A 13,150-nucleotide genomic window follows, 5' to 3' on the forward strand; every position below is an offset into this window, starting at 1 on the left:
TGTTATTTTTAATTCAATTTAAAATTAATCTGCATTTTCTCCAATTCAAACAATAATTCATTTGAAATTTGAACTTTTAATTTTCTACTTGGCATCGATAATTTGGTCACCACTTTTATTTCTTCAACTTCGGTGACTGTTTTTGTTTCAATCACTTCGGTTGCTTCTTCGTTTTCATCCACAAAAGATTCCTCCTCGCTCTCTTCAAACTCAGAAGTGGTCTCGACGATTCGTTTTATTTTTTCTAATTCCATAATTTCAAAAGTCACGGTGTTGTCTCCTTTATTTTCTTGAAACAGTCGGTTCAATTGGTGGATAAAATCGGTTTCCAAATCCTTTATATTCAACAAAAGAATGAGTTTTTTCGCAAAAGTACTCAACACATCCTGAAGGTATTGCACTAATACAAATTGCATTCTAGGATCGGTTTTTTTACCTGTATCCTGATTTACCCAACCTTCTTTTATCATCACTTTCATGAAAGTAAAATTGTTTTGAATAAAGAAATGCCTGAACTTTAAATATTCTTCGCCAAAAATTTTAAACTCATAACTCTCATCATAGCCTTCCAACACAAAAGTCCCCCATCCTTTTCCGTTTTTGGCTACACGGTGTTGTACATTGGTAATGATCCCTCCAAAAGTTAGATTTTTACCCACATACATCTCCATGTTTTTGAGGGCTTCGAGTTTAGCATTGCAAAAATATTTCATCTCAAATTTGTAATCGTCCAACGGATGCCCCGAAATATAAATCCCAACCACTTCTTTCTCTTTGGCCAATTTTTCCATCGTACTCCAGTCTTCACAAGGAGGCACAACGGGTTCGGCAATTTGCACCTCGCTAGTTTCTCCAAATAGACTTACTTGCGATGAATTTTCATTCTCTTGAAATTTAGATCCATACTTAATGGATTTTTCATAAAAGGTTATTCCGTCACCATCATCATGAAAATATTGCGCTCTGGTCGTTCCCTCAAACGAATCGAAACCACCCGCCAAAATTAAATTCTCCAGTGCTTTTTTATTAGCAGCGCGCAAATCAATACGCTTGGTCAAGTCAAAAATAGACTTGTATTTTCCATCTTTTCTGTTTTCCACAATAGTCGCAACCGCTCCAGAACCAACCCCTTTTATGGCACCCATTCCAAAACGTACCGCATAATCATCATTTACGGTAAACTTGTAGAACGATTCATTTACATCAGGCCCAAGAACCTGTAAGCCCATACGCTTGCATTCTTCCATAAAAAAGGACACCTGTTTAATATCATTCATATTATTAGAGAGTACCGCCGCCATATATTCAGCTGGATAATGCGCTTTGAGATAAGCGGTTTGATAGGCTATCCAAGCGTAACAAGTGGAGTGGGATTTATTAAATGCATAACTCGCAAATGCTTCCCAGTCTTTCCAAATTTTCTCCAAAACGGTTGCATCATGGCCTTTTTCGGCAGCTTGGGCAACAAACTTGGGTTTCATTTTATCCAGCACCTCTTTTTGCTTCTTACCCATCGCTTTACGCAATACGTCGGCTTCACCTTTGGTAAATCCTGCTAACGATTGGGACAAAAGCATTACCTGCTCTTGGTAAACGGTAATTCCATAAGTTTCCCCTAAATATTCCTCGCAGGCATCTAGATCGTATTTGATTTCTTCTTCGCCATTTTTTCTTCTAACAAATGATGGAATATACTCCAAAGGTCCTGGACGATACAAAGCATTCATCGCAATCAAATCCCCAAAAACCGTTGGCTTCAAATCCTTCATGTATTTCTGCATTCCTGGTGACTCGTATTGGAAAATCCCAACGGTTTCCCCTCTTTGGAACAACTCATACGTTTTGGTATCATCAATCGGAAAAGTATCAGGATCGAGTTGAATTCCGGTTCTGTACTTTACCAATTTTACGGTATCTTTTATCAAAGTTAGGGTCTTCAGACCCAAAAAGTCCATCTTCAGCAATCCGGCACTTTCTGCTACTGAGTTATCAAACTGAGTAACATACAAATCAGAATCTTTGGCCGTAGTAACCGGAACAAAATTCGTAATATCCGATGGTGTAATAATCACCCCGCAAGCATGAATTCCGGTGTTTCGCATAGAACCCTCCAAAATTTTCGCTTGTTGAATAGTTTCTCCAGCCAAATCCCCCGAATTGGCGATAGCGATCAACTCTTTTACATTATCAAATTCATCTGAACGTAAGGCTTTTTTAACCTCATCCTCACTTTCAGAAATAAAACGTGCCAAATTCCATTTGGATGGCATCATTCCTGGAATCAATTTTGCAATCCTGTCGGCTTCAAACAATGGCAAGTCCAATACACGGGCCGTATCACGAATCGCTGATTTGGTTGCCATTTTACCGTAGGTAATAATTTGTGCTACCTGATTCTTACCATATTTATTGATCACATAATCCATAACTCGACCACGACCCTCATCATCAAAATCGATATCAATATCGGGCATGGACACACGATCCGGATTCAAGAAACGCTCAAAAAGCAAATCGTACTTAATCGGGTCAATATTGGTAATCCCTAAACAATAAGCCACTGCAGAACCCGCCGCAGAACCACGACCAGGTCCTACCGAAACATCCATATTTCGAGCTTCGGCAATAAAATCCTGAACAATCAAAAAGTAACCTGGATATCCAGAATTCGAAATGGTCAACAACTCAAAATCCAATCGTTCTTGAATAGCAGGAGTAATTTCGCCATATCTTTTTTTGGCACCATTCATTGTTAGATGCCTCAAATAAGCATTCTCTCCTCTCACTCCACCATCCGCTTCATCTTCGGGAACTATGAATTCCTCTGGAATATCAAATTTAGGTAGCAATACGTCGCGATACAGCGAGTAGATTTCGACTTTATCTACAATTTCCTGAATGTTAATTATGGCATCAGGCAAATCGGCAAAAAGTTTTTTCATCTCTTCGCCCGACTTGAAATAATACTCTTGATTGGGCAAACCATAACGATAGCCACGACCTCGACCAATCGGGGTGGCTTGTTTTTCACCATCTTTGACACACAATAAAATATCGTGCGCATTCGCATCCTCTTTCTTTAAATAGTAGGTGTTATTGGTGGCAATTAATTTTACTTGGTGTTTTTGGGAAAATTCAACCAAGGTTTTATTTACACGATTTTCATCTTCTTGATTGTGACGCATAATTTCGAGATACAAATCATCCCCAAATTGTGCTTTCCACCAAATTAAAGCTTCCTCTGCTTGGTTCTCTCCAATGTTCAGAATTTTACTCGGAATCTCTCCGTATAAATTCCCGGACAAAACCATGATGTCTTCCTTGTATTTTTCAACAATGTTTCTGTCAATTCTTGGAACATAATAAAAACCTTCAGTATAGGCAATCGAAGCCATCTTGGCCAAATTGTGATAGCCTTTTTTATTTTTGGCCAATAACACAATTTGATAACCATTATCCTTCTTAGTTTTATCCAAATGATTTTCGCAAATATTAAATTCGCAACCTACAATTGGTTTTATCTCGGTCTCTGTAGGCTCCTCACCACTTTCTACTAAGGCTTTGTTTTTAGCTGATGCCGCTTTGTTGTGATTCATCACTGCACTCACAAAATGAAAAGCCCCCATCATATTTCCTGTATCGGTCATGGCTACAGCTGGCATTTTATTTTGAGCTGTGACCGAAACTATATTACCAATCCCAATAGTCGATTGCAAAACCGAAAACTGTGTGTGGTTGTGTAAATGCACAAAAGAGGCATCTACCAATACTTTTTTATTCTCCGTTAGTTCTTCTTTGGAAACGGAGACGGCTTGCTTCTCGCCAAATTGAAGTCGGATTTTCTCCGAAGCTTCTTTTAAATTAATGTGTTTTAACCCTATCAGCTCAATTTCATGCGGATTCTTATTTTTGAAATCCTTGAAATAACCAATTTCTACATCCAGCTCTTCTTTGGTAAAAATATCACGACGAATTAATTCCAAGAAACAACGCGTAGTTGCCTCAACGTCGGCGGTAGCGTTGTGTGCTTCCGCAAAAGGTTTATCGAAAAGATAAGAGTGTAATTCCGTCAAAGTAGGCAATTTGAATTTCCCGCCACGTCCTCCGGGTAAACGCAATAACGAAGCGGTAACCTCGGTACAAGTATCCAGAATTGGCATTGAACCCATAGTCGAAGTCACACCCATTCTATAGAATTCACAGCCCATAATATTGATATCAAAACCTAGATTCTGACCCACTATAAATTTGGCTTTGCCCAGCGCCACATTGAATTTCTCTAAAACCTCGCCCAATGAAATTCCTTCGGCTTCGGCCAATTCAGTGGAGATTCCGTGAATACGCTCGGCATCATAGGGAATATTAAATCCCTCGGGTTTTACCAAATAATCCTGATGCTCGATGAGTTTCCCCATGTCATCATGCAACTGCCACGCGATTTGTATACATCTGGGCCAGTTGTCGGTGTCAGAAATGGGTGCGCCCCATTTTTTGGGTAATCCTGTGGTTTCGGTATCGAATATTAAGTACATAAGCCCCTCCCCAGCCCTCCCCGAAAGGGAGGGGGCTAAAACCTTTATGGTTTTAACAGTGCATTTAACTGGCTATAAACACTTTAAAATTAATTGTAAATTCAAAAAATGAAATTCAAATTTAGGTTTTTTATGGGGATTGAAAGCCTTAAGTTATTAACAAAAAAGAGGCACTTGTCTGTACGTTTTAAATCTCATTCGTAAAATAAATTTTTACAGAACTTCCTAAATGTTCTTGCGATCGCGTGAGGGATGGGCTAAGCTACCGAAGTAGCAGCAACAGCCCGACCGCGTTGAGGAAAGGGGCTGTATGAGCGGTATCATAATCAAGCCCCTTTTCTCAACGCGGTCACGCCCAACTGATTTATAGTTTTTATTTCATCCGAAAACCTTCTTTACTATCAAATATTCATCTCTTCTCTTTTTTGGATGTCGTAGTATTTTAGCAAAAAAAAGGAGGTCTAAAAACTCAAAAATAGCATTATTTTCAGCTCCCTAAATTGTTTTTTTTACTCTTTTATATCAAATATCTTCAACATAAAATATAACAATAATCACTATTTTTTAAATTTTTGTTGTTATTTTTTAAACAAATTGTCTGTTTATGCGTTTTATTTGTAATAAATTTGCAAATTATTAAAAACAGAGTCAACAGCATCAAATCTACTTTGAAAAGAAATTCAAAGTCAAAACAAGAAAGCGTATTTTTTGACCAAAAACAGCGAACCAAAGTACAATAGTGTTGTAATATTCTTTTGGGTATCGTATATAACCGCTTTTCGAAATTGACAACTCTCTTTTCTTTTTTAAATTTGTTGCCAATGATATAATTGGTAGGAAACTATCTAAATTATAAAAGAAAAATACACTAAAAAATAGTTAAAATGAGTACTACATTATTCGACAAAGTATGGGATTCGCACGTGGTGCGTAAAATAGAAGATGGACCAGATGTGTTTTTTATTGACCGTCATTTTATTCACGAGGTAACTAGTCCTGTTGCTTTTTTAGGTTTGAAAGAAAGAGGCATTAAGGTATTGTATCCGGAACGCACTTTTGCAACTGCCGATCACAACACACCAACTATAAACCAACACTTACCTGTTGCTGATGCTTTGTCTGCGAATCAATTGAAAGCATTGGAAGATAATGCTGCCGAATATGGAATTTCGCACTGGGGATTGGGACATCAAAAAAATGGTATCGTTCACGTGGTAGGGCCTGAAAACGGAATTACTTTACCTGGTGCTACTATCGTTTGTGGTGACTCTCACACTTCTACTCACGGTGCTTTTGGAGCGATTGCTTTTGGTATCGGAACTTCTGAGGTGGAAATGGTTATGGCTACGCAATGTATTATGCAGCCAAAACCAAAAAAAATGCGTATCAACGTAAACGGAATTTTGAGCAAAGGTGTTGGCCCAAAAGACGTTGCACTATATATTATTTCAAAATTAACTACTTCTGGAGGTACAGGATATTTTGCTGAATATGCCGGAAATGTTTTTGAAGAGATGTCTATGGAAGGTCGTATGACCGTTTGTAACTTGAGTATCGAAATGGGTGCCCGTGGTGGTATGATTGCTCCTGACCAAAAAACTTTCGATTTCTTAGAAGGACGTTTATATGCTCCAAAAGGGGAAGCTTGGACAAAAGCAGTTGAATACTGGAAAACTTTGAAAACGGATGCTGATGCTGTTTTTGATGCTGAATTGAATATCGATGCCGCGGATATTGAACCAATGATTACGTACGGAACCAATCCTGGAATGGGAATTGGTATTTCAAAAAATATTCCAAACGCCAACCAAGTAGAAGGTGGCGAGGAAACCTACAAAAAATCTTTGGCCTATATGGGCTTCCACGAAAATGACGTAATGATTGGCAAACCAATTGATTTCGTTTTCTTGGGAAGCTGTACTAATGGTCGTATTGAAGATTTTAGAGCTTTTACAGAAATTGTTAAAGGCAGAAAAAAAGCAGACAATGTTACCGCTTGGTTGGTTCCAGGTTCTCACGTTGTAGAAGCTCAGATCAAAGAGGAAGGTCTTCTAGACATTCTTACCGAAGCTGGTTTTGTATTGCGTCAGCCAGGTTGTTCGGCTTGTTTGGCAATGAATGATGATAAAGTTCCTGCCGGAAAATATGCGGTAAGTACATCCAACAGAAACTTTGAAGGTCGTCAAGGTCCAGGTTCAAGAACCCTATTGGCTAGTCCAATTATGGCGGCGGCTGCTGCCGTTACCGGAAAACTTACAGATCCAAGAGAATTGATGTAAAAAAGCAGTCGGCCTTGGGCTTTCGGCTATGGGCTATCAGCCGAAAGCTAAAAGCTGATGACCCAAAGCCCATATGAGAGATTTTAGAAAATATAATGTTTGGCAAGAAAGTCATTTGTTTACACTTGAAGTTTATCAAGTAACAAAAGAGTTTCCAAAAGAAGAATTATTTGGATTAACAAGTCAATTGAGAAGAGCAGTTTCTTCTATTCCAACAAATTTTGCTGAAGGTTGTGGTTCTAATTCCGAAAAAGAATTTGCAAGATATTTGAATATTGCAATTGCTTCCTGCTCAGAAGTTGAATATTTATTATTACTTTCTTCTGACTTGAAATATTTAAAACCTGAAATTCATCAGACTTTAGAAAGCAAAGTTATTCAAATTAGAAAACAGATTTACCAATTAAGACTAAAATTAAATCAATAAAATTAGTGCAGTTTTGCCCAAAGCTCAAAGCTCAAAGCCGACTGCCAAAAACAAATAAAAATGGCATACGATAAATTCACCATCCTTACCAGTAGTGCAGTGCCACTACCAATAGAAAACGTAGATACGGATCAAATTATTCCAGCTCGTTTCTTGAAAGCTACTAAACGTGAAGCTTTTGGAGACAACCTTTTTAGAGACTGGAGATACAATGGAGACGATACTCCAAAAGCAGATTTCGTTTTGAACGACGCAACATACAGCGGTCAAATATTAGTCGGCGGAAAAAACTTTGGTTCAGGTTCTTCAAGAGAACACGCAGCTTGGGCGGTTTACGATTATGGATTCCGTGCCGTTGTTTCTAGTTTCTTCGCAGACATCTTCAAAGGAAATTGCTTAAACATTGGTGTTTTACCTGTTCAAGTTAGTCCAGAATTTGCTGAAACTATTTTCAAAGCAATCGAAGCCGATCCAAAAACAGAATTGGAAATCAATTTGCCAGAGCAAACCATTACACTTAAAGTAACGGGTCAAAAAGAGTCTTTTGATATCTCTGGTTACAAAAAAGACAATATGATTAACGGATTTGATGATATTGACTACTTGCAAAACATTAAAGAAGAGATTACAGGGTTTGCAGACAAACTGCCTTACTAAAAATAAATACAATTAGTTTTAGTTAAAAAACCCGACACATTTTTTAAATCTGTCGGGTTTATAAATAAAAATAGATATGATTTTAGAAATGGCTACTCTGCAGGTTAGAGAAGGTTCAGGTATTCAATTTGAAAGAGACTTTACAATTGCCAGCCAATTCATACAATCGATTCCTGGGTATGTAAACCACAGTTTGAGAAAATGTTTAGAGCAAGAAAACAAATACCTATTGCTTGTTAATTGGGAGAAATTGGAAAATCATACCATCGGCTTTAGAGAATCTGAAGCGTATTTAGAATGGAAAAAATTGTTGCATCATTATTATAACCCGTTCCCGATTGTGGAGCATTATGAAATGGTTTTGGAGTCTAAAAAATAATTTTAAATCATATAAAATGAAATCAACATTATCTGAAATACAACAGCGTTTTGACAACGAAGTAGCCCGTTTTTCAAATTTAGAAACAGGCCAAATCAGTACCGTTGATGCCACTTTGAGTTTAGAATTATTGACCCAAGCTGCTAGCGTTTGTTGTCCTGATGCCAAACAAGTTTTGGATTTAGGCTGTGGTGCGGGTAATTATACATTAAAATTATTAGGGCTTATTCCTGACTTTGATGCCACCTTGATTGATTTAAGTCTACCAATGTTGGATAAAGCAAAAGAAAGAATTTTTGAAGTTTCAGAAGGAAAAATTACTACTATTCAAACTGATTTTTTGAATATGGAATTACCCGAAGACACTTTTGATATTGTGGTTACAGGAGCAGCAATGCATCATTTAAGATCGGATGAAGAGTGGGAACAAGTTTTTTCTAAAATATATAAAAGTCTCAAAAAAGGAGGCTGCTTTTGGATATGCGATTTAATCAAGCACGACCATCCCGCCATTGACCAATTGATGTGGAAACGTTATGCTGATTATTTAGAAGGTGTTGGAGGCAAAGCGTATCAAGAAAATGTATTTGCATATATCTCAAAAGAAGATACGCCAAGATCAGTAATATATCAATTAGAGGTTTTGAAAAAAGCAGGTTTTCATTATGTGGATGTATTGCATAAAAATAGTAATTTTTCCGTGTTTGGAGGTATAAAATAAATCACATGAAAGCTAACAAACACATACAAAGAGACGATCAAGAAGCCAATAAAGTATATAATGACAGAAGCCTAATAAATGATTACAAGCATTTATCCTCTATTTTAAAACCAGGAATGAAAGTTTTGGATATCGGCTGTGCGACAGGTTTTATTTCAAAAGACATTGCAAATATAGTTGGAGTAAACGGAAAAGTTACTGGGATTGACAATACCGAAAGTTTAATTTTAAGTGGGAAAGAATCGCATCAAAACGTCACAAATTTAGAATTAATTCACGTTGATTTATTTGATTTTAATCCAGAAGAAAAATTTGATTTAATTATTTCAGCAAGAGTATTACAATGGTTGAGCAATCCAAAAGAGGCTTTACTAAAAATGAAATCCCTTTTGAAACCAAACGGTCAAATTTCAATTTTAGATTATGACCATACGAATCTAGATTGGAATCCGTCGCCGCCAGAAAGTATGCAAGCTTTTTATAATACTTTTCTAAAATGGAGACAAGATGCTGGAATGAACAATAAAATTGCCGAAGATTTACCTCGTTTATTAGAAGAAGCAGGTTTTCATTCGATAGAGAAAATCAATTCCGATGAGTTATATAATGAAGAGCGATTGGATTATAAATCAAAAATAGGAATTTGGTCGAAAGTAGCTGGTTCTATTCAAATGGTAGAAGAAGGTTATTTGGAAAATGACTTGCGATTGAAAGCCATAGAAGAATACAACCATTGGATAGAAACCGAAGCAATTTCTATGACAATGAAATTAAACGAAGTGCGAGGAAAAATATAAAATTATATCGATTATTAAAAAATACTGAAAATATAGATTCTGTATAAATTATGAATGAGAATTTAACAATTCCTGAACAAATAATCACGGATAAGATTTACATTATTCGAAACCAAAAAGTAATGCTAGACAGAGACTTGGCAAAACTTTATGGGGTAGAAACAAGAGTTTTAAATCAAGCCGTTAAACGAAACATCGGTCGATTTCCTGATGACTTTATGTTTGAGGTCTCAAAAGTTGAATTTGACAACTTGATATCACAAATTGTGACATCAAGTTGGGGTGGAACAAGAAAACTTCCTTTGGCCTTCACTGAACATGGTGTGATGATGCTTTCTAGTGTTCTTAAAAGCGACAAAGCCATTCACCCGAGGCAGAGCCGAACGGAGCGAAGCTAAACTAATATTCAAATCATGCGCACTTTCACAAAAGTAAAGCAAATGCTTTTGGATACAAGTGATATGAAGTTAAACATAGTGCAAATACAGAAGAAACTCGAAAATCACGATAAGAATATTGAATTGGTGTTTTCTTATTTAGATGAACTAAATGAGAAAAAGGAAGATGAAAAACCACGAGTGAAAATTGGATACAAAAACGATTAGAATATACTAGCCAAAAGCAAATAGTAATATCAAACATGGAAAAAAGAAAAATTGAAATAATGGATACCACACTTCGCGACGGTGAACAAACCTCGGGAGTATCCTTTTCTGCTACAGAAAAATTAACCATTGCGCAATTATTATTAGAAGAATTAAACATTGATCGAATAGAAGTGGCTTCCGCTCGTGTGAGCGAAGGAGAGTTTCAAGGCGTTAAAGGAATTATGTCTTGGGCTGAAGAAAAGGGATATACTGACAGAATTGAAGTATTGGCATTTGTTGATGGCGGAATTTCTATCGAATGGATGAAAAAAGCGGGGGCCAAAGTGCAAAATTTATTGACCAAAGGTTCTCTGAATCATTTGACGCATCAATTAAAAAAAACACCGGAGCAACATTTTGCCGAAATCGCACAATCTATTGCTTTGGCTAACGAAAATGGAATCGCCACCAATGTGTATCTTGAAGATTGGAGTAATGGTATGCGTAATTCTCCTGAATATGTTTTTCAGTATTTGGATTTTATAGTAACGCAGCCCATCAAAAGAGTACTTTTGCCAGATACACTAGGTGTGCTTATTCCATCCGATACTTTTGAATTTATTTCTAAAATTACCACAAAATATCCTGAAATTCATTTTGATTTTCACGCCCATAATGACTATGATTTAAGTGTTGCCAATGTGATGGAAGCTGTAAAAGCAGGCATCAGCGGACTGCACGTTACCGTAAACGGAATGGGAGAACGCGCTGGAAATGCTCCGCTGGAAAGTACCGTTGCAGTGATTAATGATTTTATGCCCGAGGTAAAAATCAACATCAAAGAATCCTCATTATATTCTGTAAGCAAGCTTGTTGAAACCTTTACTGGCTATAGAATCCCTGCCAACAAGCCTATTGTAGGTGATAATGTTTTTACACAAACGGCAGGAATTCACGCCGATGGTGACAACAAAAACAATTTGTATTTTAATGATTTGCTTCCAGAACGTTTTGGAAGAAAGCGAAAATATGCTTTAGGAAAAACATCCGGGAAAGCCAATATCGAAAAAAATCTACAAGAATTGGGATTGAAACTAAACCCTGAGGATTTAAAATTGGTAACCCAACGAATCATCGAATTGGGAGACAAAAAAGAAACCGTTACTAAAGAAGATTTGCCCTATATCATTTCGGATGTATTGGACAGTCAGTCTTATGAAGAAAAAATTGTAGTCGAATCCTATATATTGGTTCATGCCAAAGGGTTGCGCCCATCGACAACGCTATGTTTAAAAATTGAAGGTGAAATTTTTGAAGAAAATGCACAAGGAGATGGTCAATTTGATGCTTTCATGAATGCCCTTTCTAAAATTTACAAATCCAGAAAAATGATTTTGCCTAAATTGATTGATTATGCGGTTCGCATTCCACCAGGAAGTAGCTCGGATGCATTATGCGAAACCATTATCACTTGGACTAATAATGGAAAAGAATTTAAAACAAGAGGATTAGACTCGGATCAAACCGTTGCCGCTATCATTGCTACGCAAAAAATGCTCAATGTGGTTACTAATTAAAAAAATGAAATGATTTAAAGATTGAAAAATTAAAACTTCAATCTTTAAATCTTTAAATAATTCAATCTTTAAATAAAATATTTTATAATGAAATTAAATATCGCCCTTTTAGCCGGAGACGGAATCGGACCAGAAGTAATTAACGAAGCCGTTAAAGTTTCGGATGCCATTGCAAAAAAATTCAACCACGAAATCACTTGGACACCTGCACTTACAGGAGCTTGTGCTATTGATGCCGTTGGTGTTCCTTACCCTGACGAAACGCATGAAATTTGCATGGCTGCCGATGCGGTTCTTTTTGGAGCTATCGGTCACCCAAAATACGATAACAACCCAAGCGCTCCTGTTCGTCCAGAGCAAGGATTATTATTGATGCGTAAAAAATTAGGCTTGTTTGCCAATGTACGCCCAACCTTTACTTTCCCATCATTAATTGACAATTCTCCATTAAAAAGAGAGCGTATAGAAGGAACTGATTTGGTTTTCCTTAGAGAATTGACTGGAGGAATTTATTTTGGAGAAAAAGGAAGAAGAGACAACGGAGAAACTGCTTTTGACAACTGTGTGTACACTAGAGTTGAAGTGCAGCGTTTGGCCAAAAAAGGATTTGAATTGGCTATGACGCGCTCCAAAAAATTATGTTGTGTGGATAAAGCCAATGTATTAGAGACATCTCGTTTGTGGAGAGAAACTGTTCAGGCAATGGAAAAAGACTATCCAGAAGTTGAAGTGTCTTACGAATTTGTGGATGCTGTAGCCATGCGTTTGGTACAATGGCCAAACTCTTATGATGTATTGATTACAGAAAATTTATTTGGAGATATTTTGACTGATGAGGCTTCTGTTATTTCAGGATCAATGGGATTAATGCCATCAGCTTCTGTTGGGGAACACACTTCATTATACGAACCAATTCACGGTTCTTATCCACAAGCAACTGGTTTGAATATTGCCAATCCATTAGCAACTGTTTTATCGGCAGCAATGATGTTTGAAGATGCTTTTGGATTAAAAGAAGAAGCCGAAGCAATCAGAACCGTCGTGAACAAATCATTGGAACAAGGAATTGTGACAGAAGATTTAGTATCTAAAGGCGCAAAAGCATATAAAACTAGTGAAGTTGGTGACTGGTTGGTTGCTAATTTGTAACATAAAATGTCCGCTTTCAATCCCTTTCCTTTGGAGAGGGTGGAA

The 13,150-nt window shown here is 37.0% G+C and carries 11 protein-coding genes; 10 read left to right on the plus strand and 1 reads right to left on the minus strand.

Translation table 11 applies throughout. The features are described from left to right. Window positions 1-8: 8 nt before the first annotated feature. Window positions 9-4,532, minus strand: a complete 4,524-nt coding sequence (dnaE, locus tag OZP06_RS06145) for a DNA polymerase III subunit alpha (protein ID WP_281324365.1) — start codon at window positions 4,530-4,532, stop codon at window positions 9-11. Window positions 4,533-5,416: 884 nt separating this feature from the next. Between dnaE and leuC the strand changes: the two genes are divergently transcribed. The 10 genes from leuC (at window position 5,417) to leuB (ending at window position 13,105) form a co-directional block, all read left to right on the plus strand. Further along, window positions 5,417-6,811, plus strand: a complete 1,395-nt coding sequence (gene leuC / locus OZP06_RS06150; RefSeq protein WP_281324366.1) for a 3-isopropylmalate dehydratase large subunit — start codon at window positions 5,417-5,419, stop codon at window positions 6,809-6,811. Window positions 6,812-6,884: 73 nt separating this feature from the next. Then, window positions 6,885-7,238 carry a four helix bundle protein gene (locus OZP06_RS06155; protein WP_219319148.1) on the plus strand — a complete coding sequence of 118 codons (354 nt, stop codon included), beginning with the start codon at window positions 6,885-6,887 and terminating at the stop codon, window positions 7,236-7,238. A gap of 60 nt (window positions 7,239-7,298) precedes the next feature. Continuing rightward, on the plus strand, window positions 7,299-7,895 hold the full coding sequence (gene leuD / locus OZP06_RS06160; RefSeq protein ID WP_269224114.1) for a 3-isopropylmalate dehydratase small subunit: 597 nt from the start codon (window positions 7,299-7,301) through the stop codon (window positions 7,893-7,895). A gap of 76 nt (window positions 7,896-7,971) precedes the next feature. Further along, window positions 7,972-8,274 (plus strand): antibiotic biosynthesis monooxygenase, encoded by a 303-nt coding sequence (locus OZP06_RS06165; protein ID WP_269224115.1) that lies wholly within the window; start codon window positions 7,972-7,974, stop codon window positions 8,272-8,274. A gap of 16 nt (window positions 8,275-8,290) precedes the next feature. Beyond that, window positions 8,291-8,995, plus strand: a complete 705-nt coding sequence (locus OZP06_RS06170) for a class I SAM-dependent methyltransferase (protein ID WP_269224116.1) — start codon at window positions 8,291-8,293, stop codon at window positions 8,993-8,995. A 5-nt stretch (window positions 8,996-9,000) separates the two neighbouring features. After that, entirely contained in the window at window positions 9,001-9,792 is a 792-nt protein-coding gene (locus OZP06_RS06175; RefSeq protein ID WP_269224117.1) for a methyltransferase domain-containing protein, read from the plus strand. Window positions 9,793-9,842: 50 nt separating this feature from the next. Further along, the gene (locus tag OZP06_RS06180) at window positions 9,843-10,190 is read left to right on the plus strand and encodes an ORF6N domain-containing protein (RefSeq protein ID WP_269224118.1); all 348 of its coding nucleotides are present in this window, start codon (window positions 9,843-9,845) and stop codon (window positions 10,188-10,190) included. Window positions 10,191-10,205: 15 nt separating this feature from the next. After that, on the plus strand, window positions 10,206-10,397 hold the full coding sequence (locus tag OZP06_RS06185; RefSeq protein ID WP_269224119.1) for a hypothetical protein: 192 nt from the start codon (window positions 10,206-10,208) through the stop codon (window positions 10,395-10,397). A 35-nt stretch (window positions 10,398-10,432) separates the two neighbouring features. After that, window positions 10,433-11,956, plus strand: coding sequence for an alpha-isopropylmalate synthase regulatory domain-containing protein (locus OZP06_RS06190; protein ID WP_281238603.1), 1,524 nt, complete (start codon window positions 10,433-10,435; stop codon window positions 11,954-11,956). An 87-nt stretch (window positions 11,957-12,043) separates the two neighbouring features. Beyond that, complete coding sequence (leuB, locus tag OZP06_RS06195; protein WP_269224120.1) at window positions 12,044-13,105, plus strand: 3-isopropylmalate dehydrogenase; 1,062 nt, start codon at window positions 12,044-12,046, stop codon at window positions 13,103-13,105. Window positions 13,106-13,150 lie beyond the last annotated feature (45 nt).

Origin of the sequence: Flavobacterium sp. IMCC34518, from assembly GCF_027111095.2 — a bacterium.
GTDB classification, from domain to species: Bacteria; Bacteroidota; Bacteroidia; order Flavobacteriales; family Flavobacteriaceae; genus Flavobacterium; species Flavobacterium praedii.